We start from the raw sequence: 22,657 nt of genomic DNA on the forward strand, positions 1-22,657 counted from the left end.
TTCCCCAGCTGAACATCTACCGCCACGACCACGCCGGCCGCACCCTGATCACCCTCGCGGGAGAGATGGACCTGACCACGGCCCGGCTGGTGACCGCCGCACTGACGGCATGCCTGCAAGACGTCCCCCGCACCACCGAGCTCGACGTCGACGTCGACCTCACGGCAGTCACCTTCTGCGACGCGGGCGGCCTCAACGCCTTCCTCGCGGCATCCCGCCAGGCCACGGACACCGGGGCGACCCTCAAACTGCACTACCCGCCACCGATCATGACCCGCATCATCGAGATCACCGGCTCGGGCCACCTACTGGAGGCTCTGCACAGGACTCGATTGCGGGGGCTGGGGGTTCGGGTGGGGGTGTGCGGTGCGGGTACGGCTCACTTGCCGGTGACCGGGCCGTACCACTGAACTGCCTGACCGGTGACCGCTGCGATGCATTCGAAGTCCCGGTCACGGTGCAGAAGGGTCAGGCCTTGGAGCTCCGCCGTAGCGGCAACGACCAGATCGACGGCACCGGCGCTGCGATGCTGGCCTCGCTCGGTCAGTACGTCCTGGACCTCCCAGGCACGGTTGTAGGCGCGGTCATCGACGGGTACCCAGGCGAAGAGCAGTCGCATGTCGTCGATACCTTGCGACCGGTCCTCGGCGGAGCGGGCGCTGTAGAAGAACTCAAGCTCGGTGATGGGGCAGGTCGCGATGAGGCCGGCCGCCGCCGCTTGATCCCAGCCGTACTGCTCCGCGTCCCCTCGCATGAAGCGGGCCAGGGCGCTGGTGTCGATCAGGAACTGCGCTGCGCTCACCGACGGTAGTTCCTCTTGTCCTCGAAGACCTCCAGGTCGAAGGCCCCTTCATCGGCCGCTGCGCGCAGCCGGGTGAGGGCCAGCGCCCGTCGCCTGTTCTCCAGCACTTCACGCAGAGCGGTGTTGACGGTGTCCTTCTTGGTGCTCGTCCCCAGAGCCTGAGCCACATCGGCGACCAGCTCGTCGTCCAGATCGATCACGGTCCGGCTCATCGATGCACCTCCGCTGATATCAACTCGTACGCAAAGTATATCTCGCTCTCGTTAGCGCCGCAGAGCGAACGCGCGGCAACAGGGTTCGCGCAGGGTGGTCACGACGATCCCGTTCCATTCCTGATCGCGAGCGATTCCCTCACGCCAGCCCATCCACAGGCGGACGCGAATGCCCGCCCGCCGAGCCGGGGAGCTTCCTGCCGCCCACGAATGACAGGAGGCGAGTCCATGTCTTTGCTGCCTTCGGCTGACGTGTTCAAGTCGATCGAGTTACAGGCCGCGCGGCTTTTCCACAGAGAACTGGCTGTCGTGGACGACGGCGACGACGTCCACGACAGAGTAATGCGCGCAGCCAACGCAGTCGCTTGACCCCGCGCCGGCCCGAAGGATCAGCGCTTCTTGGTCTTCTTCTTTTGCAGCGGGGTCCAGTCCCCTCGATGCAACTGGCAGCGGGAGTAGCCGATCATCGCCGGTTTCTGGCACCGCTTGCCGGTCTTGGTATTGGTCGACCCGCATTTGACCTGTTTACCCATTCGTCCTCCCCTGTCCGGCCGAAGGTGTCCCAACTCGAACCCATCGTCACCGTGCAGAGGAGTTCATCGCTCTACTCGCAGCCGTATTCGGCTGATTCGCTCTCCTTCATGCCTGAATCATGACATTTAAATCCACGAGGTGATCACGGTGCGTACGAGGGCCTCGCAGATCACAGATCGTCGGTGTCATCCGCTGTGTCGAGGTTGATTCCCGGGTCCTCGCCGCTCAGCTCGTCGTCCAGGATCGGCTTGCCCATCGCGACCGAGATGCTGCGGAGCAGCGCGGCTCTGCGTGCGGTGAAGAACCCGTCGAAGTCGTCGGCGGCCATGAGTTCCGGTTGGGCCAGGTGAGAGCGGATGCGTTCGTCGACGCTTTCCTGAGGAGTCTGCGCGGTCTTGACCAGACGGCCCAGATAGTCGGAGGGAGCCGCCCCTCCGATGATTCGGTTGGTGCGGGCGGTCAACGGGGTTTTGTTGATGATGGAGTTGTAGTCGGCGGGGGCGTATCCGGCCTTTTCGCACCACGTCTTGGGGAAGATATGGTGAATGTCGATGGACTCGTCGAAATACCCGGTGACTTCGGCCTTCTCGCCGGTGCGCCAGTCCAGGGCCCCCGCCTTGAGCAGGAGCGCGTAAATCCCCTTGTAGGCAGCGCTGCTGCGTGTACGAAGAGTCAGCAGGCGTCCGGGAGCGAACTGCGCGGCGGTAACGGTCCGTGGCTCTGCCGCATCCTTGCGGATCCAGTCGACGACGTCCGGCAGGTCCTGGCTGAAGCGGGTCTCGGTCGAGCCGCCGTAGAGCTCTCCGAACACACCGCACCAGTACCAGCGGGCGAGCTTGTGCTGGGCCCCGGCGCTCTGCGCGGCATCCCCGGCCAGGGCCAGGATCGCGGCAAGCGGTATCAGCTGCGTTCCGTACGGCAGGAACTTCGTGTCGAAGAGGAACTGCTGGTGCAGGAACTTCGCCGCTGCCTTGAACCCGGCGATGACGGACGGAGCGAAGCGTACGTAGTCCTCCAGGGAGAGGGCGAGCATGTCCTTGCGCTTGCAGCCGATGCGCGGCAGGCGCTCCTCTTCCGTCCCGCGTTCGGCCTCACGCTCGCGCCGCTCGGCCGTGGCCAGCAGGGTGACCGCCTGGAGGAAGTCAGTGTTGGAGACCTCACGAAGGATCCGGTACTCGGGCGCGTTCCAGGCAGCCCGGCACTCTCGCTCCCAGTGACTGCGCAGATCGAACTCGTCCGCCGCGTAGGTGGCGGTCAGCAGCTCGAAGACGGTCAGGGTGACACCGCCGGTGTTGACCTTCTCGAACACCTGACACACGGCTTGGCGCGGGGTCGCCTGCCCGAGTTCGATGACCGGCACGTGGTAGCGATCGAAGGAGCGGACGAACGCTTCGTTGAAGTCCCGCCACAGCTTGAACTTGTCACCGTCGCTCTTCCAGTGGGCGATGAACGCGTAGCCCCAGTCCCCGCCGTCGAACACCGCGTGGAGCGGAAAGAGTTGAGCCTCGTATTCGCGCTCGGGAGTCGAGTAGTCCTCGACGACCTGGCCCCGGAAGTTGAGGACCTTCCGCGATTCGGGCAGGAACCGGATGGCGTCCTCGCGGTCGCCGTTCTCGTCGAGGGCCTGGACCATGTCGACGTAGAACCAGCCCGACACCTGATGCTTGCGCAGGTCCTGGGTCACCACCGGACCCTTCAACTTCAGGGCCTGGAACAGTGACGTCAGCCGCTGCTGCCCGTCGAGTACGAGCGTGTCGGGCTCGGGTTCGCCAACCGGGGTGGCGCCTTCGATCGGCCGGTACTTGAACCGGACGTCTCCACCCGCCTTGAGCAACATGACGGTGCCGACGGGATAGCTCAGCGAGATCGACGCGAGGAGGCTGGCGATGTTCGGGTAGGGCCACACCCAACCCCGCTGGAACTCCGGCAGTTGGGCCTTGCCGACCTGGACCTGCCGCAGCAGATCCCGCAACGGCCGCTTGTCGATGCTGAACGCTTCCTCGGGCACATCGGCTCCTTGAGGCTGCCGGTCACCAGAGGCGGGCGCCTGAGGTCGACTTGTCCTGTGTCACGGAAAAACTACTGGGTGTCATGACAGCAGGTGCCAGAAATACAAAACAGCGCGAATCTTCATCGGGAGCAGGCGGGGGCGTACCTGCCTGCGGCTTCGCCGGCCGCCTTCACTGCCGCTGCTATCCCATGCCGACCAACGACGAAGGGCCCCACCGCGAACGGTGGGGCCCTTCGACATCGTGCCCGGTGAGGCAATGGCGGAGGATACGAGATTCGAACTCGTGAGGGGTTGCCCCCAACACGCTTTCCAAGCGTGCGCCCTAGGCCTCTAGGCGAATCCTCCGCCGGGAACATTACATGACCGAGAGAGGTGCTCGCGAACTCGTTCCCACCCGCTGACGTCGGGTACTGTGTGCGCAGCCCCTCACGCGGCGCTATCTGACTGAACTCCCCCAGGGCCGGAAGGCAGCAAGGGTAGGTTGGCTCTGGCGGGTGCGTGGGGGGCGCTTGTGTTCCCGGGGCCCGGTACGGCTCGGGTGGTGCGTGGGCCGGGGCGGGGCTGGTTGTCAGTGGGCGCCTATAACCTCGTACGCGTGTCGTCTCTCGCGCTGTACCGCCGTTATCGCCCGGAGTCGTTCGCCGAGGTCATCGGGCAGGAGCATGTAACCGACCCGCTGCAGCAGGCGCTGCGGAACAACCGGGTCAATCACGCGTACCTGTTCAGCGGGCCGCGCGGGTGCGGGAAGACCACCAGCGCGCGGATTCTGGCGCGGTGCCTGAACTGCGAGAAGGGGCCCACGCCGACGCCCTGCGGCGAGTGCCAGTCGTGCCAGGACCTGGCGCGCAACGGGCCGGGTTCCATCGACGTCATCGAGATCGACGCCGCCTCGCACGGTGGCGTGGACGACGCCCGTGACCTGCGCGAGAAGGCCTTCTTCGGGCCGGCCGGCAGCCGGTACAAGATCTACATCATCGACGAGGCCCACATGGTCACGTCGGCGGGCTTCAACGCGCTGCTGAAGGTCGTCGAGGAGCCGCCGGAGCACCTCAAGTTCATCTTCGCCACCACCGAGCCCGAGAAGGTCATCGGGACCATCCGGTCGCGGACCCATCACTATCCCTTCCGCCTCGTGCCGCCGGGGACCCTGCGCGACTACCTCGGCGAGGTGTGCGGCAAGGAGGACATCCCCATCGAGGACGGTGTCCTGCCGCTCGTCGTGCGGGCGGGACAGGGGTCCGTACGTGACTCCATGTCCGTCATGGACCAGTTGCTCGCCGGGGCGAAGGAGGAGGGCGTGACGTATGCCATGGCCACCTCCCTCCTCGGGTACACCGACGGCTCGCTCCTCGACTCCGTCGTCGAGTCCTTCGCGACCGGTGACGGCGCCGCCGCCTTCGAGGTCGTCGACCACGTCATCGAGGGTGGCAACGACCCGCGCCGCTTCGTCGCCGACCTCCTGGAGCGCCTGCGCGACCTGGTGATCCTCGCCGCCGTACCGGACGCCGCCGAGAAGGGCCTCATTGACGCCCCCGCCGACGTCATCGAGCGTATGCAGGCGCAGGCCGGGACCTTCGGCGCCGCCGAGCTCAGCCGCGCCGCCGACCTCGTCAACGCCGGCCTCACCGAGATGCGCGGCGCCAACTCACCCCGCCTCCAGCTCGAACTGATCTGCGCGCGCGTAATGCTCCCCGCTGCGTACGGCGACGAGCGTTCAGTCATGGCACGCCTCGACCGACTGGAGCGGGGCGTGAACTTCTCCGCGGGTGGTGGCGGTGCCATGCCCGCGATGGGGTACGTGCCGGGGCCCGACGCGCACGCCGGTGCGCCTATGGGCGGGGGACCGTCCGCGCCCGGTGCGCCCATGCCCGGGGGTGCGCCCATTCCGCCGGGCGGCGGCGCTGCGGCTGCCCGCGCGGCGGTACGAGGGCCAGCGGCGCAGGGCGGACAAGGGGCGCAGGGCGGGCAAGGAGTCCAGGGCGGGCAAGTGGTTCAGGGTGGCCAAGGAGCGCAAGGCGTATCGGCCGTAGGTGGCTCGATGGCGACCGGCGCGGCACCTGCTGCGCCAACGCCCGCACCGGCCCCCACTCCCGCACCGACCCCCGCCCCCGCACCTACGCCCACTCCCGAGCCCACCCCCCCGGTCGCCGATCAGCAGCCCCAGCCCCAGCCCCAATCGCAACCTCAACCGCAGTCTCCGTCACCCGCCCCCGCCCCCGCCCCCGGCGCCTGGCCCACCACCGCCACAGCCGGCGGCGGCCGACGCCCCGGCGGCTGGCCCACCCCGGCCCAGGCGGGCGCCGGACAGCCCCCGACCGCGCCGAGCGCACCGGCACAGGCACCGCCCTCCGGGCCCACCTCGCATCAGCCCGCGTCGGCCCCCGCCCCCGCTCCCGCCGCTTCCTCCTACGCCCCCCCGACCGGCGGCCTCGACCCCCGCATGCTCTGGCCGAACATCCTGGAGGCGGTCAAGAACCGCCGCCGTTTCACCTGGATCCTGCTCAGCCAGAACGCCCAGGTGGCCGGCTTCGACGGCACGACCCTCCAGCTGGGCTTCGTCAACGCGGGCGCGCGTGACAACTTCGTGAGTAGTGGCAGCGAGGACGTGCTTCGGCAGGCGTTGGCGGAGCAGTTCAGCGTGCAGTGGAAGATCGAGGCGATCGTCGACCCGTCCGGCGGCTCGGCCCCCTTGCCGCCCACCGCTCCCCCCGGCGGCTCCTCCGGTTACAACGGCGCTTCCGGCACAGGCGGCGGAGGCTACGGCGCCGGTACGACCCCCACCGCGCAACGCCCCGCGTCCCAGCAGCCGTCGTCCACCCCGGCGCCCTCCTCGCCCTCCCCGGCGACAGCCCCGTCGACTCCGCCCCCGCCCCCCAGACGGTCCGCCCCGGAACCCACCTCCGTCTCCCCGGAGGACGACACCCCGGAGGACGACGACCCCGACCTCGTCGACTCGGCCCTCTCCGGCCATGAACTGATCGTGCGGGAGCTGGGCGCGACGGTGATGGAGGAGTTCACGAACGAGTAGGGGAGGAGGACGGATCCTCGCGGACAAGGTCAGCACTTCGACGCCGGTCCGCATCTTTGTCTTTCAGCCCGTCCGGCGTTCGAGGACGAGGCCGTTCAGGCCGAAGCGGGGGTCCGGGGGCGGCAGCCCTCAGGCAGACGCCCGCGCCAACGCCCCGCACAACCCAAGTTAGGCTGACCCCCGTGAAGGTCCTCGTCATCGGCAGCGGTGCCCGCGAACACGCCCTGTGCCGTTCTTTGTCCCTCGATCCCGACGTCACCGCGCTGCACTGCGCCCCCGGCAACGCCGGTATCGCCGAGGTCGCCGAGCTGCACGAGGTCGACGCGCTCGACGGCACGGCCGTATCAGCGCTGGCCACCGCGCTCGGGGCCGACCTCGTCATCGTGGGCCCGGAGGCTCCGCTGGTCGCCGGGGTCGCCGACGCCGTGCGCGAGGTGGGCATCCCGGTCTTCGGGCCCTCCGGGGAGGCCGCGCGGATCGAGGGCTCCAAGGCCTTCGCGAAGGACGTCATGGCGGGGGCCGAGGTCCCCACCGCTCGCTCGTACGTCTGTACGACACCTGCGAAGGTCGACGAGGCCCTCGACGCGTTCGGCGCCCCGTACGTCGTCAAGGACGACGGGCTCGCCGCAGGCAAGGGCGTTGTCGTCACCGACGACATCGAGGCGGCCAGGGCGCACGCGAACTCCTGCGAGCGGGTCGTCATCGAGGAGTTCCTCGACGGCCCGGAGGTCTCCCTCTTCGCCATCACCGACGGCCGGACGGTCCTCCCCCTCCAGCCCGCCCAGGACTTCAAGCGCGCCCTGGACGGCGACGAGGGCCCGAACACCGGCGGCATGGGCGCGTACTCCCCGCTCCCGTGGGCGGACCCGAAGCTGGTGGACGAGATCCTGCAGACGGTTCTCCAGCCGACGGTCGACGAGATGCGCCGCCGCGGCACGCCGTTCTCCGGCCTGCTGTACGCCGGTCTCGCGATCACCAGCAGGGGCGTGCGGGTCATCGAGTTCAACGCCCGCTTCGGCGATCCGGAGACGCAGGTCGTCCTGGCCCGCCTGAAGACCCCGCTGGCCGGCGTCCTGCTCGCCGCCGCGAACGGCACCCTCGCCGACCTGCCGCCCCTGCGCTGGAGCGACGACGCCGCGGTCACCGTGGTCGTCGCCTCGCACAACTACCCCGGCACCCCGCGCACCGGCGACCCGATCACCGGCCTCGACGAGGTGGCCGCCGAGGACGCCCCGCACGCGTACGTACTGCACGCCGGCACCCGGCACGAGGGTGACGCCGTCGTCAGCGCCGGCGGCCGCGTCCTGTCCGTCACGGCCACCGGCAAGGACCTCACCGAGGCCCGCGACCGCGCCTACCGAGCCGTCTCCCGCATCCACCTGGACGGCTCCCAGCACCGCACGGACATCGCGGCGAAGGCGGCGGGCGCGGACGCCTGACCGGCGGCTCGGCCGGTCCCGCCACTCGCCGGTCCCGCCACTCGCCGGTCCCACCATTCGCCGGTCCCACCATTCGCCGGGCCCCGTCATTCGCCGGGCCCCGCCACCCACCCGCACCCGGCCCCACCGCTCACCTACACCGCTCACCCACACCCACCCCTTTCACCCGCCCCTCGGATGAACCCCCCGGGCCCCGGATCCGTCTTCGGATGCGGGGCCCGCTGCCGTGCCCGCCCCCTTGAAAGCCGTTCCACAAGCCGCACCCATTCGCCCCCGGAACCGCTCCGGAAGCCGCCCCCATCTCTTAGAACTTGGGTCAGTAATCGAGGCCTGATCATCGCTGTCCGTCATCCACCTCTCCCCAAAGCCATTCCATCGAGTGACCGCTTCCCTATCCGGCTGACGGGGGCCGGGGCCCCAACTAGGGTGCGGCGCAAGCGTTCGGGCACTTGGCCCACCGGCATTGCGATGTCAGTGGCGGGTGCCACAGTGGGGGAGTGAGCAACGCCAGGACAGCGACGCTGTCAGGACAGCCAGGGAGGGGGTGAGGACCGACCGTGACCGGTACCGGTACGGGTATGGGAGTCGAGGTGGGCGCGCAGGCAGCGCGCTCCCGGGCCCTCGCTGTGCTGCGCATCCGCAGCCGCGCACTGGCCGTGGCCCTGCTGCCCGCGGCTGTCGCCGTGGTGCTGCTGGCCGGCGGTTCCACAGGCCACTTGGTGGGCCCGTTCTGGCACGCCGCCCGATGGGCCGTGACGCCGTTCGCGGTGGTCGTCCTGCTCGCCGCCGGCGCCATCGGCCTGGTCGTCGCCCGAGCCCGCCCGGCCGTGACCCCGACGGTCGCGATCGCCGAGGAGTCGGCCCCGGACCTGTACCGGATGGTGCGTGACCTCGCCGACCGCCTGGACGTCCCGGCGCCGTCCGCGATAGCGCTCACCCCGGACTGCGACAGCTGGCTGGAGGACCGTACCCACCCGGCCCACGGCCCGCCCCCGGCGGAGGACCGCGACGAGATAGCGGGCGCCCGCGCCCCGCACCGCCGCAGCACCGCCGCGCCCGTCCTCGTCATCGGCTCCCCGTTCCTGTGGTGGATGCGCGTCGGTGAGTTGCGCGCGGTCCTCGCCCCGGTGGTCGCCGGTACGGGACCGTCGGCGCAGCCGGACATAGCCGCGGCCCGCCGTTTCGTGCGGGGTCTGGACGCCGCGGTGGCCGTCGCCTCGACGCCCGGCCGCTGCCCGGTGACCCGTGCGGTGTGCGCGGGCGTGGGCTGGGTGGCGCGGCTGCTGCTGCGCAGTTGCCGGGAGCACGCGGCCCTGATGGAGCGGGGCGTCGCGGCTGCCGCCGCCGAGCGTGCACAGGCTGTGGATTACGGCCTGCGGATCGTCGCGCAGGAACAGGTGGGTCTGGCGTACGCGGGTTGGGACCGTCTCCTGACCCGGGTCGCGCTCCCCGCCTGGCGGATGGGCCGCTGGCCGTCCCGGCTGGACGCGGGCGTGGTCGCCGCGCTCACCGAGTTGTCCCGTCGCGACCGCCTGGCCGAGGGCTTCGCGTCCCGCCTGGGCGAGCGCCCCGCCTGTGACCTGCTCGAAGAGCCCGGCGCGATCGACGAGGCCACCTCCCTGCTCGCCGCCCGTCTCTTCCACGGCGGCCCCGCGGAGCCGAGCCCCGACTGGTCCCCGGTGGACTGGCAGGAGTACCCGGAAGAGGTCGTCGACCGTAAATGGCGCACGGACGCGGCCCGCCTGCACCGAGTCCTGGACACGATGGGCGTAACCCGCTCCCCCGCCTCGACGCCCGCGTCCCCCGACGCCCCCACCCTCGCGCGAATCCTGGACCACCTGTCGACTCCGTCGGTTCAGCCGCCTCCCGTCCTGCCACCAACCGACGGCGATCCCGCCCCACAGGGGCCAACCGCACCCGACGACGAAACCAGTGCGGGCGGTGCGGACGGGAACGAAAAAGCCGATGGCGACGCCGAGGCGGACGAGCCGATCAACGAACGTGCCGCCACCCTCGCCGCAGCTCTGACCTCCGAGCTCGCCCGAGAGGACACCCGCTCCACCGCCAACCCCAGCGCCCTGCCCGACACCCTCCTCTGGGACGACGCCACGTTCCCTCTCTTCCCACTCCAACCCCCGCGCACAGCACGGGAGTTGCTCACCGACCACGTCACCGCGATGGTCTGCTGCGCCGCCATGGACACCGCAGGCGCGACCCCGGGCCTCGACTGGCTGGACGGCCCCTCCCTCCTGGTCAACGGCGAACGCGCCACCGACCTGACGCCCCGAGTCCTCAGCCTCGTAGAAGAAGGCGACCCGGCCCCGTTGTACGCGTGGCTGATCGCATCCGGCATACGCCCGGAGAAGCCGGTCAGGCTCGTCTGAACCCGTCCCGGCCCCCGGCTTGCGCCCCCAACCCTCACCCCCGACCTCCCGCCAAACCTGGCGGAGCCCCCCGTTCCACTTTCGGCCAATTCGCAACGAGGTGTGACCGCCTGGGTGCGTAATGTGATGTGCTGGGACCGATCGCGCACATGGCAACCGCATACGCCACTTCACGGCCGTGCACGGCCACCCGCAACGGCCACTCACGGCGGAGCCGGCGCGCGTGGGAGGGGAGCGACCATGGGACCGGAGCAGATCCGTCGCTGGGAGTCCGGCGCACTGGCGCACGCCGTGTCCGACCCCTTCGGCCAGGGCCCCGTCCCCTGGCTGCGCGGCACGGAGACGTACTTCGGCGACACCGGCCAGGTCGTCCCCTGGTACGTCGACCCGGACGCGCCCGGGGACCAGGGCACCGCCGACGTCCCCCCAAAGATCCCCTTCCCCCGAGCCACCGGATCTTCCCGAGCGACCACCTCCCGGCGAACCGCCGGAGGCCCCCGCTCGGCGGACGACGTCAGCCGCCAGATCAAGGGCTTCATCTCCACCGGCGCCGTCGCCCCCGGCGAGGCAGTCGACTTCCACGTCACGGTCGACCCGCCCCAGGAGTTCGGCGTCGACATCTACCGCATCGGCCACTACGGCGGTGACGGCGCCGCGAAGATCACCACCAGCCCCCGTCTCTCGGGCATCGTCCAGCCCCCGCCGCTCACCGCGGACCGTACGGTCTCCTGCCACCACTGGTGGCTGTCCTGGCGCTTGCAGATCCCGAGCTACTGGAGCATCGGCGCGTACGTCGCCGTCCTCACCACCTGCGACGGCTACCGCTCGCACATCCCCTTCACGGTGCGCGACGACCACCCCGCGGACCTGCTCCTCCTCCTGCCCGACGTGACCTGGCAGGCGTACAACCTCTATCCGGAGGACGGTCGCACGGGCGCGAGCCTCTACCACGCGTGGGACGAAGGGGGCCGGCTGCTCGGCGAGTCCGATGCCGCGACGACGGTGTCCTTCGACCGCCCGTACGCGGGCGCCGGACTCCCCCTCCACGTCGGCCACGCCTACGACTTCATCCGCTGGGCCGAGCGCTACGGCTACGACCTCGCCTACGCCGACGCCCGCGACCTGCACGCCGGCGAGGTGGACCCCACCCGTTACCGCGGCCTGGTCTTCCCGGGCCACGACGAGTACTGGTCGGCCAACATGCGCCGCACGGTGGAGACGGCCCGCGAAAACGGCACGTCCCTCGTCTTCCTCTCCGCCAACACCATGTACTGGCAAGTGGAGTTGGCGCCCTCCCCCTCCGGCGTACCCAACCGTCTGCTCACCTGCCGCAAGCGGCGGGGCCCGGGCCGGCCGGTCCTGTGGCGCGAAGTCGACCGCCCCGAGCAGCAGTTGGTCGGCATCCAGTACGCGGGCCGGGTCCCCGAGCCGCACCCCATGATCGTCCGCAACGCCGACCACTGGCTGTGGGAGGCGACCGGCGCGCACGAGGGCGACGAGATCGACGGCCTGGTCGCGGGCGAGGCCGACCGCTACTTCCCGCGCACCCCGCTGCCCGAGCACGACAACCGCATCCTGCTCGCCCACTCCCCGTACGCCGACGCCGAAGGCGCTCTCCGCCACCAGGAGACGTCCCTCTACCGGGCCCCCTCCGGCGCCCTCGTCTTCGCGTCCGGGACGTTCGCGTGGACCCCGTCCCTGGACCGCCCCGGCCATGTGGACACCCGCGTCCAGCGCGCCACCGCCAACCTCCTGGACCGCATCTGCAAGCGCGACTGAGCCCGGTGACCGACCCTGCCACCGACCGCTGCCACCAACCCCGGCGACCGACCCCCTGTCCTGAGGCCGCCCGCCGATACGGGACAATCAAGCCAGTTGGACAGATCCGCTGGAGGAACCGTGTCCGGATTCGTAGAAAAGCCCGAGCCGCTCCAGGTTCCGGGCCTGGTACACCTCCACACCGGCAAGGTGCGCGAGCTGTACCAGAACGAGGCGGGCGACCTCGTGATGGTCGCCAGCGACCGCCTGTCCGCGTTCGACTGGGTGCTGCCGACCGAGATCCCCGACAAGGGCCGCGTCCTCACCCAGCTCTCGCTCTGGTGGTTCGACCAGCTCGCCGACCTGATCCCCCACCACGTCCTCGGCACCGACCTCCCGCCCGGCGCCCCCGCCGACTGGGCGGGCCGCACCCTCATCTGCAAGTCCCTCCAGATGGTCCCGGTCGAGTGCGTGGCCCGCGGCTACCTCACCGGCTCCGGCCTGCTGGAGTACAACGCGTCCCGCACGGTCTGCGGCCTCGCCCTCCCCGAGGGCCTGGTCGACGGCAGCGAACTCCCCGCCCCGATCTTCACCCCGGCCACCAAGGCCGCCGTCGGTGAGCACGACGAGAACGTGTCGTACGAGGAGGTCGCCCGCCAGGTCGGCGCCGACACCGCCGCCCAGCTGCGCCAGGCGACCCTCGCGATCTACTCCCGCGCCCGTGACATCGCCCGTGAGCGGGGCATCATCCTCGCGGACACCAAGTTCGAGTTCGGCTTCGACGGGGAGACCCTGGTCGTCGGCGACGAGGTCCTCACCCCGGACTCCTCCCGCTTCTGGCCGACCGAGGAGTGGCAGCCGGGCCGCGCGCAGCCGTCGTACGACAAGCAGTTCGTGCGCGACTGGCTGACCGGCCCGGAGTCCGGCTGGGACCGCAAGAGCGAGCAGCCCCCGCCGCCCCTGCCGCAGCAGGTCGTGGACGCGACCCGCACGAAGTACATCGAGGCGTACGAGCGCCTTACCGGCCTGAGCTGGAGCTAGCCCTCCCGGGAGGTCAGGCGCTCGCAGAGGCCCCGGTACACGAAAAGACCCCGGTCCACTGGACCGGGGTCTTCTTCACGAGCGGACGACCAGGTTCGAACTGGCGACCTCAACCTTGGCAAGGTTGCGCTCTACCAACTGAGCTACGTCCGCACTGCGCCGTGGCGCGAGAGCAACTATACCCAACCTCGCTCCCGCGCGAGCCGCACCGCGGAGTGCCGGTTCTCCGCCCCGAGTTTCGAGACGGCCGACGACAGATAGTTCCGCACGGTCCCCTGGGACAGCGCGGCCCGTTCGGCGATCTCCGCGACGGGCGCCCCGTCGGCGGCGAGTTCCAGGACCTCGGCCTCGCGCGCGGTCAACGGTGAGTCGCCGGAGGCGATGGCGTCGGCGGCCAACTCGGGGTCGATGTAACGGTTTCCGCCGTGCACCGTGCGGATGATCTCCGCGAGCCGCTGCGCGCTCACCGTCTTCGGGACGAACCCGCGCACACCCGCCGCGAGCGCCCGCTTCAGATGCCCGGGCCGTCCGTGACTGGTGACGATCAGGACCTGGCAGCCGGGCAGTTCGGTCCGCAGGGATGTGGCGACCTTCACACCGTCCGCGCCGGGCATCTGCAGATCCAGGACGGCGACGTCCGGCCGGTGCGCCCGTGCCATCGCCAGCGCCTCGGGTCCGCTCGCCGCCTCGGCGACGATCACGAGGTCGTCCTCCAGCGAGAGCAGCGCGGCGAGCGCGCCCCGGATCAGATGCTCGTCGTCGGCGAGCAGCAGCCGTACCGGAGCCGGTGTCGGAGGCGAACTCGGTGCGGGAGTCGTCATGCGGTGACCTCGCTCACGTTCACGGGCACTTCGGCCACCACCCGGAACACATCCCCCTCGACCGGCCCCGCGACCAGCGTCCCGCCCACCGCCGACAGCCGCTCGCGCAGCCCGGCGAGCCCCGATCCGGTGCTCCCGTCGGCCGCCTTCGCGCCGTCGTTCTCCACCGTGAGCACCACGCGCCCCTCCTTCACCCGCAGCAGTACCTCGCACCGTCGGGCGTCCCCGTGCCGCAGCACATTGGTCGTCGCCTCCCGGACCACCCACGCGAGCGCCGACTGCACCTCACCCGGCAGCCCACCCGCCTCCCCGGTCACCTCGCAGGCGATCCCGGCCGCGCTCAACACGCCCTGCGCACCGGCGAGTTCGACATCCAGGTCGGCCTCCCGATAGCCCCGTACGACAGCCCGTACCTCCCGCTGCGTCTCCTGCGCGATCCGCTGCACCTCGGTCATCTGGTCCACGGCCTCGGGCCGCCCGCGCCGTGCGAGCTGCACGGCGAGTTCGCTCTTGAGCGCGATCACGGCGAGGTTGCGTCCCATCACGTCGTGCATGTCCCGTCCGAACCGCAGCCGCTCCTCGGCGACGGCGAGCCGGGCGCGGGTCTCGCGGGCCGCGTCGAGTTCGTAGACGGCGTTCAGGAGCCAGACGGAGAAGACCGCGGTGAAGGCGAGGAACCCGGCGCCGACGAGCACGCCCAGCGCGGTGACCAGGGCGCCGGGCGCGGGGACGCCCAGCGGCAGCGAGAGGAGACCCGCGCCGACCGTGAAACCGCCCACGATCAGGCAGACGCGCCGCCGGTCCGCCACGCCGAGCGAGATCACCCCGGCGCCGGCGATCAGCACGATTCCGAAGATCGCGCTGCCCGTGGCCTCGGAGCCGTCGCCGTCGGGGCCCCGGTCCGCGATCAGCATGGCCGCGACCGCGGTCACCGCACTGAGGGCGGCCAGCGTCCACAGCATTCGCACGGGCTGCGGATTCCGTCCCCGGGTCCAGTCCAGCGCCCGGGACACCGTCACCGTGCACAGCGCGGCATGCGCCGCGACCAGGCCCAGCAGTACCGCGCCGAGCCCGGCTCCCAGCGTGCCGACGGCCGGCAGTCCGACCGCCACGAACTCGCTCACCCCGACGGTGTGGAAGGACCACCGCGTGTACGTCTCGACCTTGGCCGGCGTGCTCTTGCGCCGCCACCAGCCGCGCGTCCGCCGGATACCCGTCGATCCGACACCCGTAGGGCCCGTCACCGTGCCGCCCATCTCCACGCGCCCCCGTACCTCACCGCCGCGGCTCCCACCGGAACCACCGGCGTACAGCAAACACCGCGAGCACGGTCCAGGCCAGCGCGGTCGCCGCCGCGACCAGCGCCTCGTACCCGCTCAGCTCACCGGTGAAGCCGCCGCGGACCAGCCGGATCGCGGGGGAGAGCGGCAGATACGCGCACACGTCCGCCACCCGGTCCGGCAGGGCCTCCGCGGGGATCGCGATGCCCGAGCCGAGCATGGACAGGAACAGCAGCGGCAACGCCGTGACCTGCGCGCTCTCCACGGTCCGGGTGTAGGAGGCGGTGAGTGCGGCCAGCGCCGCGCTCAGCACCAGCCCGAGCAGCAGCCCCAGGACGGTGAGATACGGCGCCTGAGGCGCCCCCGTGTCGAGCAGCAGCGCACAGGCGACGGTGAGGACGAGGGACTGCAGGAGTCCGACGCACATGGCCGGCAGCGCGGTGCCTACGAGGATCTCGGGGTCGCCGACCTCGCCGGTGCGCAGCCGTTTGAGGACGAGCTCCTCGCGGCGGGCCACGTAGGCGCTGACCAGGGACGAGTAGACGGCGAACAGGAAGGAGAAGCCGACCGCGGCCGTCACCAGCACGATGCCGACACTCAGCCCCTCGGCCTTGAGGTCCATCTGGTCGAGCGCGGGCCGCACGCTGAACGGCAGCGCGAGCGGCACCAGCAGCGCCGTGACCACCGCGCTGCGGTTGCGCCCGAGCAGGGTCAGCTCCGCGCGGGCCAGCGCCCGCAGCCGCCGTCCGGCGGGGGCGAGAACGAGGGCACTCATGCCGCCACCTCTTCCTTTTCCTTCTCGCGCGCGATCCCCAGGAACGCCTCCTCCAGCGAGGCCGACCGCACATCGAGGTTTCGCAGCTCGATCCCGGCCCGCTCGGCCCACACCAGCAGCCCGGTGGCCGCCCGCTGCAGCTCCCTCGTCCGCAGCCGTACGACCCTGCCGTCCACCTCGTGACCGGTCACCCCGAGTTCGCCCAGCGGCGGCAGGTCGCCCAGGAAGTAGCCGTCCGGCAGTCGGAAGGAGATCCGGGAGGGCTGGGCGGCGGTCACCTCGGCCGGTGTCCCGGTCGCCGCGATGCGCCCCTCGCGCATGATCGCGAGCCGGTCGGCGAGGTCCTCGGCCTCCTCCAGGTAGTGCGTGGTGAGCAGCACGGTGGTGCCGCCGTCGCGCAGCGCGCGCACCAACTCCCAGGTGTCGTGGCGCCCTTCGGCGTCCAGGCCGGTCGTCGGCTCGTCCAGGAACAGCACCTCGGGCCTGCCGAGCACCGCGAGCGCGAGGTCGAGGCGGCGCCGTTCACCCCCGGACAGCTGCTTCACCCGTACGTCGGCCCGCCGCTCCAGGCCGACCAGTTCCAGCGCCTCCTCCGGCGGCCGGGCCCGGCTCACGCACCCGGCCCACATGCGGGCGGTCTCGGCGACGGTCAGCTCGGACGGGAAGCCGCCCTCCTGGAGCATCACACCGGTCCAGGGCCGTACGGCGGACCGCTCCTCGTAGGGGTCGTGCCCGAGCACCCGCACCCGTCCCGACGCCGGCCGGGCGAGCCCCTCCAGCACCTCGACCGTCGACGTCTTGCCGGCGCCGTTGGTCCCGAGCAGCGCGAAGACCTCGCCCCGGTCCACATGGAAGGAGATCCCGCGTACGGCCTCGAACCCGCCCCCGTAGACACGTCGCAGGTCAGTGACCTCAATCACGTGTTCGTGTTCGTTGTTGTCCATGCCTCCAGCGTCCCGGCGATCTGGACCCGGGAGCAGTGCACGCTGTCATCGCCGCGCATGACAAATGTCAGTACGGCTCCCGTGCGCACGGCACGACAAAGGCCCCGGTCGATGACCGGGGCCTTCGTGAAGTGAGCGGACGACCAGGTTCGAACTGGCGACCTCAACCTTGGCAAGGTTGCGCTCTACCAACTGAGCTACGTCCGCACTGCCTCCGACCGGCTCCCACCGATCGGCGCGGGCATCAGCCTACCCGATCCACCGGAGTGGACCGGACGGCGATGCAGAGCGGGTGACAGGAATTGCACACTGCGCCTTCCCCCTGGAAGGGGGATGTTCTGCTACTGAACTACACCCGCATGTACTCCGTGGGTCTGACCTGTCGGCCTCGCCCCTCGGCGTGCTCCGAACTCTAGCTGACCATCAGGGGTGCAGCGCAAGTCGGTTCTCCCGAGGGGCGGATGACCCGTCGTCGGGCGCGGCGGCTCACTGTGCCGCGCTGAACGCCTCGTAGACCTTCTTGGGGATCCGGCCGCGGGCGGGCACGTCCATTTTGTTCGCCTGCGCCCAGGCGCGGACGGCCGCCGGGTCGGGAGCCACCTCCGTCTGCCGGTACGCCTTGCCCGACTTCGAGCGCTTGCGGCCGGCGTCCACGTAGGGCGCGAGCGCCTTACGCAGTTTCTTGGCATTGGATTCATTCAGGTCGATCTCGTACGACTTGCCATCCAGTCCGAAGGCGATCGTTTCCGCCGCTTCCGAGCCGTCGATGTCGTCAAAGAGAGTGACCACGACCTTCTGCGCCACGAATATCGGTCCCTTCGTGCGGCACGTTGCCAATTCATTTGTACAGTGCTCAGCAATGCAATGTGAAGCTTGACTAAATCCTCCCGCGCGTCCTGAGCGCAATAGGTATCGGGTGTCGATCTGGGATCTTTCCTGGATCTTTTCGTGAACGGGCGTCGGCGCGCCGGGCCGTGACGGCCATCACGTAGCTTCCTCCAACGCTACCCGCGTAGAAATTTTGTGCGGGTAGTCTGAAGCCACCTGTCGAAGACCCGCAGGAACCTGCTCAGCACCACAACACCGGGAGTGCCAGTGGCACGCGTCGTAGTCGACGTCATGCTCAAGCCGGAGATCCTCGACCCCCAGGGCCAGGCGGTCCAGCGTGCCCTGCCGCGCCTGGGTTTCGAAGACATCTCCGATGTACGTCAGGGAAAGCGATTCGAACTGGAAGTTGACGGACCGGTCGACGAGGCCGTGCTCGCCCGCATCCATGATCTTGCGGAATCCTTCCTCGCCAACACGGTGATCGAGGACTTCACGGTCAAGGTGGAAGAAGTGGCGGAGGCCGCGAAGTGACCGCTCGTATTGGCGTCGTCACATTCCCGGGAAGTCTCGACGACCGTGACACCCAGCGCGCGATCCGTCTCGCGGGTGCCGAACCGGTCGCTCTCTGGCACAAGGACAAGGACCTCCACCAGGTCGACGCGGTTGTCCTTCCCGGCGGTTTCTCCTACGGCGACTATCTGCGCGCCGGAGCCATCTCCCGGTTCTCGCCGGTGATGGAGACGGTCATCGAGCAGGCGAAGTCGGGACTCCCGGTCCTCGGCATCTGCAACGGCTTCCAGATCCTCACCGAGGCCCACCTCCTCCCGGGTGCGATGCTCGGCAACAACCACCTCCACTTCATCTGCCGCGACCAGAAGCTGCGGGTGGAGAACGCGGGCACGGCCTGGACCAGCGACTACGCGTCCGGCCAGGAGATCCACATCCCGCTGAAGAACATGGACGGCCGGTACGTCGCCGACGAGCGCACGCTGGACGAGCTGGAGGCCGAGGGTCGGGTCGTCTTCCGCTACGTCGACTTCAACCCCAACGGCTCCCTCCGTGACATCGCCGGCATCACCAACGCGGCCGGGAACGTCGTAGGCCTCATGCCGCACCCGGAGCACGCCGTCGAGCCGCTCATCGGCTCCGGCCGCACCGACGGCCTCCCCTTCTTCACCTCGATCCTCAAGAAGCTGGTCAACGCATGAGCAGGACGCCTCTGGACACGGTCGAGCACGCGGCCGAGACCCCCGACGTCGAGCTGCCCTGGGCCGAACTCGGCCTGAAGAAGGACGAGTACGAGCGCGTGGTCGAGATCCTCGGCCGCCGCCCGACGGGCGCCGAGCTGGCCATGTACTCGGTCATGTGGTCCGAGCACTGCAGCTACAAGTCCTCGAAGGTCCACCTCCGCCAGTTCGGCGAGAAGGCCCCGCAGTCCGACGCCCTGCTCGTGGGCATTGGCGAGAACGCGGGTGTCGTCGACGTCGGCCAGGGCTACGCGGTCACCTTCAAGGTCGAGTCGCACAACCACCCCTCGTACGTGGAGCCCTACCAGGGCGCGGCCACGGGCGTCGGCGGCATCGTGCGCGACATCATCGCGATGGGCGCGCGGCCGGTGGCGGTCGTGGACCCGCTGCGCTTCGGTGCGGCGGACCACCCGGACACCAAGCGCGTGCTGCCGGGTGTCGTCGCCGGCATCGGCGGCTACGGCAACTGCCTCGGTCTGCCGAACATCGGCGGCGAGGTCGTCTTCGACGCCTGCTACCAGGGCAACCCGCTCGTCAACGCCGGTGCCATCGGCGTGATGCGCCACGAGGACATCCACCTCGCGAAGGCGTCCGGCGCGGGCAACAAGGTCATCCTGTACGGGGCCCGCACGGGCGGCGACGGCATCGGCGGCGCCTCGATCCTGGCCTCGGAGACCTTCGACGACGCCAAGCCGTCGAAGCGCCCCGCCGTCCAGGTCGGCGACCCCTTCCAGGAGAAGCTCCTCATCGAGTGCACCCTGGAGGCCTTCAAGGAGAAGCTGGTCGTCGGCATCCAGGACCTGGGTGCGGCCGGACTCTCCTGCGCCACAAGCGAGTTGGCGTCCAACGGCTCCGGCGGCATGACGGTCACGCTCGACGACGTACCCCTCCGCGACTCGACTCTGTCTCCCGAGGAAATCCTCATGAGCGAGTCGCAGGAGCGCATGTGCGCGGTCGTCGAGCCGGCCAAGGTCGAGCGCTTCCTGGAGATCTGCGAGAAGTGGGACGTCATCGCCACGGTCATCGGTGAGGTGACCGACGGCGACCGCCTGGAGATCTTCTGGCACGGCGGCAAGATCGTGGACGTCGACCCGCGCACGGTCGCGCACGACGGCCCGGTCTACGAGCGCCCGTACGCCCGCCCGTCCTGGCAGGACGCGCTCCAGGCGGACGACGCCAACAAGCTTGTGCGGCCCGGGACTTCTGAGGAACTGAAGTCCCAGGTCCTGGCGCTGGTGTCGTCCCCGAACCAGGCGTCCAAGAAGTGGATCACCTCGCAGTACGACCACTTCGTGCAGGGCAACACGGTGCTGGCGCAGCCCGAGGACTCGGGCATGATCCGCATCGACGAGGAGACCGGGCTCGGGGTCGCCATCGCGACGGACGGCAACGGGCGGTACGCGAAGCTGGACCCGTACGCGGGTGCGCAGTTGGCGCTGTCCGAGGCGTACCGGAACGTGGCGACGACGGGCGCGAAGCCCCTCGCCGTCTCCGACTGCCTGAACTTCGGTTCGCCCGAGGACCCGGCGGTGATGTGGCAGTTCGCGGAGGCGATCCGTGGACTGGCCGACGCCTGCCAGCAGTTGGGCACGCCGGTGACGGGCGGCAACGTCTCCCTCTACAACCAGACGGGCGAGGTCGCCATTCACCCGACCCCGGTGGTCGCGGTGTTGGGCGTCATCGACGACGTGGCGCGCCGCACGCCGGTCGCCTTCCAGGAAGAGGGCCAGCTCCTCTACCTGCTCGGTGACACGCGCGAGGAGTTCGGGGGCTCGGCCTGGTCGCAGGTCGTCCACGACCACCTCGGTGGACTGCCTCCGAAGGTCGACCTGGAGCGGGAGCGGCTGCTGGCCGAGATCCTGATCTCCGCGTCCCGCGACGGCATGATCGACTCCGCGCACGACCTGTCCGACGGCGGTCTGATCCAGGCGGTCGTGGAGTCGGCGCTGCTGGGGGAGAAGGGCGCGCGTCTGATCGTGCCCGACGGCCTCGACGCGTTCACGTTCCTGTTCTCGGAGTCGGCGGGGCGCGCGGTCGTCGCGATCCCGCGCTCGGAGGAACTGCGCTTCAACGACATGTGCGGGGCGCGGGGTCTGCCGGTCACGCGTATCGGTGTCGTGGACGGCGAATCGGTAGACATCCAGGGCGAGTTCGCGCTGTCCCTGGAGGAGCTGCGCGAGGCGCACGAGGGGACGATCCCGGCGCTGCTGGCTTAGCGCCTGGTTGGTGCCGGTAGTACTCGGCGGGATGACGAAGGCGTTCGTGGAACGGTCACCGTGACCGTTCCACGAACGCCTTTTGTCATGCGGTCTGTTCATCCGGGGTGAAGAAGCCGATCAGGTCCTGGCCGATGGCGTCGTTGGTGGCCACGGCCGCGGTGGCGGCTGCGGCGCTACGGGGGAACAGTGCTGCCTCGTACGCGGTGAGCGCGGCCTCGATGTCGTCGGGGTGTGCGGCGACGGCCTGGCCGAGTTCCGCGCCGTCCTGCATGGCCAGGTTGGCGCCTTCGCCGTCCGGCGGCGAGAGATGGGCAGCGTCGCCGACCAGGGTCGCCCCCGGCACCCGGTCCCAACGGTGCCCGATCGGCAGCGAGTTGAGAGGGCGCACCATCGGAGCGGTGTCGCTGTCGGTGATCAGAGCGGTGATCTCGGGGGCCCAGCCCTCGAACTCCGCGGCGATCCGCGCGGTGGCCGCGGCGGCGTCGGTGAAGTCGATGCCGTCGAACCAGTCCAGCGGCTTGGCCAGCGTCATATAGGCGTGCAGCGTTTCGCCGCTCTCCCGGTGCGCCCCGATCCACTTCCCGCTCGCTCCGGAGTCCGATGCGAGCACGAACAGCGAGCCGCTGCCGACCGTCTTCGCGGAGGTCGGATGCCGGGTCTCGCTGTCGTACAGATAGGTCTCGACGAACGACCGGCCGAAATACTCGGGAGTGGCGTCGGACAGCAGCGGCCGCACCCGCGACCAGGCGCCGTCCGCGCCGACGAGCAGGTTCGTGACGACGATGCCGCCGTCGGCGAAGGTGACTTCGTGGCGGCCGTCGTCGAGGGTGCGGGTGCCGCTGACCTTGTGTCCCCACCGGACGGTGCCGGCCGGGAGCGAGTCGAGCAGGATCTGCCGCAACTCACCGCGCTGCACCTCGGGACGGCTTCCTGTGCCGTCGTCGGGCTCGTCCATCAGGACGGTCCCGTCCCGGTCGAGGACGCGGGTCGCCTGCCGGCCCTCCAGGATGATGGCGCGGAACTCGTCCATCAAGTCGGCTGCCTGTAGGGCGAGTTGGCCGTTGTAGTCGTGGATGTCGAGCATCCCGCCCTGCAGACGGGCCATGGGTGAGGGCTCCGCCTCGTAGACCGTGGCCGGGATGCCGTTCACATGCAGGACGCGAGCGAGGGTCAGTCCGCCGAGTCCGGCGCCGATGATCGTGACGTGAGTGGTCATGATGACTCCTTGAGTGTCGAGCGCGTGGTGCATGCCGCGTGTCGAGCGCGTGGTGCATGCCGGGGGCCTGCCGGAATGGCACCCGGCGGGTACTCCGGAACGGTTCCAGTGCCGGCCG

General features: G+C 70.1%; 19 protein-coding genes, 4 tRNA genes and 1 other RNA gene. 10 read left to right on the forward strand and 14 right to left on the reverse strand.

What is annotated here, in order from left to right; genetic code table 11:
* Positions 1–14 precede the first annotated feature (14 nt).
* Positions 15–410: an STAS domain-containing protein gene (locus tag M2283_RS12390; protein ID WP_348538910.1), complete on the forward strand. Its 396-nt coding sequence runs from the start codon at positions 15–17 to the stop codon at positions 408–410.
* Here the strand turns inward: M2283_RS12390 and M2283_RS12395 are convergent.
* The 5 genes from M2283_RS12395 to M2283_RS12415 form a co-directional block, all read right to left on the reverse strand.
* Positions 380–802, reverse strand: coding sequence for a PIN domain nuclease (locus tag M2283_RS12395; protein ID WP_280876180.1), 423 nt, complete (start codon positions 800–802; stop codon positions 380–382). The genes M2283_RS12390 and M2283_RS12395 overlap by 31 nt on opposite strands.
* Entirely contained in the window at positions 799–1,014 is a 216-nt protein-coding gene (locus M2283_RS12400; RefSeq protein ID WP_280876181.1) for a type II toxin-antitoxin system VapB family antitoxin, read from the reverse strand. The genes M2283_RS12395 and M2283_RS12400 overlap by 4 nt, the downstream gene beginning before the upstream one ends.
* Before the next feature lie 389 nt (positions 1,015–1,403).
* The gene (locus tag M2283_RS12405; RefSeq protein WP_280876182.1) at positions 1,404–1,547 is read right to left on the reverse strand and encodes a hypothetical protein; all 144 of its coding nucleotides are present in this window, start codon (positions 1,545–1,547) and stop codon (positions 1,404–1,406) included.
* Between the two features lie 170 nt (positions 1,548–1,717).
* Positions 1,718–3,556: a DUF262 domain-containing protein gene (locus M2283_RS12410; RefSeq protein WP_280876183.1), complete on the reverse strand. Its 1,839-nt coding sequence runs from the start codon at positions 3,554–3,556 to the stop codon at positions 1,718–1,720.
* A 260-nt stretch (positions 3,557–3,816) separates the two neighbouring features.
* A tRNA-Ser gene (locus M2283_RS12415) sits at positions 3,817–3,904 on the reverse strand.
* A 72-nt stretch (positions 3,905–3,976) separates the two neighbouring features.
* On the opposite strand from M2283_RS12415, the gene ffs reads away from it, so the two are divergent.
* From ffs to M2283_RS12445, 6 genes are all read left to right on the forward strand, one after another.
* An RNA gene (gene ffs / locus M2283_RS12420) (signal recognition particle sRNA small type) lies at positions 3,977–4,075 on the forward strand.
* Positions 4,076–4,154: 79 nt separating this feature from the next.
* The gene (locus tag M2283_RS12425; RefSeq protein ID WP_280876184.1) at positions 4,155–6,587 is read left to right on the forward strand and encodes a DNA polymerase III subunit gamma and tau; all 2,433 of its coding nucleotides are present in this window, start codon (positions 4,155–4,157) and stop codon (positions 6,585–6,587) included.
* A 182-nt stretch (positions 6,588–6,769) separates the two neighbouring features.
* On the forward strand, positions 6,770–8,026 hold the full coding sequence (purD, locus tag M2283_RS12430) for a phosphoribosylamine--glycine ligase (RefSeq protein WP_280876185.1): 1,257 nt from the start codon (positions 6,770–6,772) through the stop codon (positions 8,024–8,026).
* 578 nt (positions 8,027–8,604) lie between these two features.
* Complete coding sequence (locus M2283_RS12435) at positions 8,605–10,410, forward strand: hypothetical protein (protein WP_280876280.1); 1,806 nt, start codon at positions 8,605–8,607, stop codon at positions 10,408–10,410.
* A 240-nt stretch (positions 10,411–10,650) separates the two neighbouring features.
* Positions 10,651–12,189: a N,N-dimethylformamidase beta subunit family domain-containing protein gene (locus tag M2283_RS12440; protein WP_280876186.1), complete on the forward strand. Its 1,539-nt coding sequence runs from the start codon at positions 10,651–10,653 to the stop codon at positions 12,187–12,189.
* A gap of 120 nt (positions 12,190–12,309) precedes the next feature.
* Positions 12,310–13,209 carry a phosphoribosylaminoimidazolesuccinocarboxamide synthase gene (locus M2283_RS12445; protein WP_280876187.1) on the forward strand — a complete coding sequence of 300 codons (900 nt, stop codon included), beginning with the start codon at positions 12,310–12,312 and terminating at the stop codon, positions 13,207–13,209.
* An 80-nt stretch (positions 13,210–13,289) separates the two neighbouring features.
* Here the strand turns inward: M2283_RS12445 and M2283_RS12450 are convergent.
* The 8 genes from M2283_RS12450 to M2283_RS12485 all read right to left on the reverse strand — a co-directional run bounded on the left by M2283_RS12450 (position 13,290) and on the right by M2283_RS12485 (position 17,833).
* Positions 13,290–13,362 (reverse strand) — tRNA-Gly (locus M2283_RS12450).
* A gap of 23 nt (positions 13,363–13,385) precedes the next feature.
* The gene (locus tag M2283_RS12455) at positions 13,386–14,030 is read right to left on the reverse strand and encodes a response regulator transcription factor (RefSeq protein ID WP_280876188.1); all 645 of its coding nucleotides are present in this window, start codon (positions 14,028–14,030) and stop codon (positions 13,386–13,388) included.
* Positions 14,027–15,241, reverse strand: coding sequence for a sensor histidine kinase (locus M2283_RS12460; protein ID WP_280876281.1), 1,215 nt, complete (start codon positions 15,239–15,241; stop codon positions 14,027–14,029). The genes M2283_RS12455 and M2283_RS12460 overlap by 4 nt, the downstream gene beginning before the upstream one ends.
* 64 nt (positions 15,242–15,305) lie before the next feature.
* Complete coding sequence (locus M2283_RS12465; RefSeq protein ID WP_280876189.1) at positions 15,306–16,085, reverse strand: ABC transporter permease; 780 nt, start codon at positions 16,083–16,085, stop codon at positions 15,306–15,308.
* Entirely contained in the window at positions 16,082–17,029 is a 948-nt protein-coding gene (locus M2283_RS12470) for an ABC transporter ATP-binding protein (RefSeq protein WP_280876190.1), read from the reverse strand. The genes M2283_RS12465 and M2283_RS12470 overlap by 4 nt, the downstream gene beginning before the upstream one ends.
* Positions 17,030–17,163: 134 nt before the next feature.
* Positions 17,164–17,236, reverse strand: a tRNA-Gly gene (locus M2283_RS12475).
* Positions 17,237–17,316: 80 nt separating this feature from the next.
* Positions 17,317–17,388 (reverse strand) — tRNA-Gly (locus M2283_RS12480).
* A gap of 127 nt (positions 17,389–17,515) precedes the next feature.
* Positions 17,516–17,833, reverse strand: coding sequence for a histone-like nucleoid-structuring protein Lsr2 (locus M2283_RS12485; RefSeq protein ID WP_123999134.1), 318 nt, complete (start codon positions 17,831–17,833; stop codon positions 17,516–17,518).
* Between the two features lie 291 nt (positions 17,834–18,124).
* On the opposite strand from M2283_RS12485, the gene purS reads away from it, so the two are divergent.
* Genes purS through purL form a run of 3 tightly spaced genes read left to right on the forward strand, consistent with a single transcriptional unit; the run spans position 18,125 to position 21,320 of the window.
* Positions 18,125–18,388: a phosphoribosylformylglycinamidine synthase subunit PurS gene (purS, locus tag M2283_RS12490; protein ID WP_123999135.1), complete on the forward strand. Its 264-nt coding sequence runs from the start codon at positions 18,125–18,127 to the stop codon at positions 18,386–18,388.
* Positions 18,385–19,065, forward strand: a complete 681-nt coding sequence (purQ, locus tag M2283_RS12495) for a phosphoribosylformylglycinamidine synthase subunit PurQ (protein ID WP_280876191.1) — start codon at positions 18,385–18,387, stop codon at positions 19,063–19,065. The genes purS and purQ overlap by 4 nt, the downstream gene beginning before the upstream one ends.
* Entirely contained in the window at positions 19,062–21,320 is a 2,259-nt protein-coding gene (purL, locus tag M2283_RS12500; protein ID WP_280876192.1) for a phosphoribosylformylglycinamidine synthase subunit PurL, read from the forward strand. The genes purQ and purL overlap by 4 nt, the downstream gene beginning before the upstream one ends.
* Positions 21,321–21,405: 85 nt before the next feature.
* On the opposite strand, the gene M2283_RS12505 is transcribed toward purL, so the two are convergent.
* The gene (locus M2283_RS12505) at positions 21,406–22,539 is read right to left on the reverse strand and encodes an FAD-dependent oxidoreductase (RefSeq protein WP_280876193.1); all 1,134 of its coding nucleotides are present in this window, start codon (positions 22,537–22,539) and stop codon (positions 21,406–21,408) included.
* Between the last annotated feature and the right edge of the window lie 118 nt (positions 22,540–22,657).

This window comes from Streptomyces pseudovenezuelae (assembly GCF_029892565.1).
GTDB lineage: Bacteria > Actinomycetota > Actinomycetes > Streptomycetales > Streptomycetaceae > Streptomyces > Streptomyces pseudovenezuelae_A.

Bases quoted from the DNA above. Each gene is read 5' to 3' on its own strand.
- M2283_RS12455 (WP_280876188.1), bottom strand. From the start codon at position 14,030: ATGACGACTCCCGCACCGAGTTCGCCTCCGACACCGGCTCCGGTACGG.
- M2283_RS12405 (WP_280876182.1), bottom strand. From the start codon at position 1,547: ATGGGTAAACAGGTCAAATGCGGGTCGACCAATACCAAGACCGGCAAG.
- M2283_RS12400 (WP_280876181.1), bottom strand. From the start codon at position 1,014: ATGAGCCGGACCGTGATCGATCTGGACGACGAGCTGGTCGCCGATGTG.
- M2283_RS12440 (WP_280876186.1), top strand. From the start codon at position 10,651: ATGGGACCGGAGCAGATCCGTCGCTGGGAGTCCGGCGCACTGGCGCAC.
- M2283_RS12470 (WP_280876190.1), bottom strand. From the start codon at position 17,029: ATGGACAACAACGAACACGAACACGTGATTGAGGTCACTGACCTGCGA.
- M2283_RS12465 (WP_280876189.1), bottom strand. From the start codon at position 16,085: ATGAGTGCCCTCGTTCTCGCCCCCGCCGGACGGCGGCTGCGGGCGCTG.
- purL (WP_280876192.1), top strand. From the start codon at position 19,062: ATGAGCAGGACGCCTCTGGACACGGTCGAGCACGCGGCCGAGACCCCC.
- M2283_RS12435 (WP_280876280.1), top strand. From the start codon at position 8,605: ATGGGAGTCGAGGTGGGCGCGCAGGCAGCGCGCTCCCGGGCCCTCGCT.
- M2283_RS12505 (WP_280876193.1), bottom strand. From the start codon at position 22,539: ATGACCACTCACGTCACGATCATCGGCGCCGGACTCGGCGGACTGACC.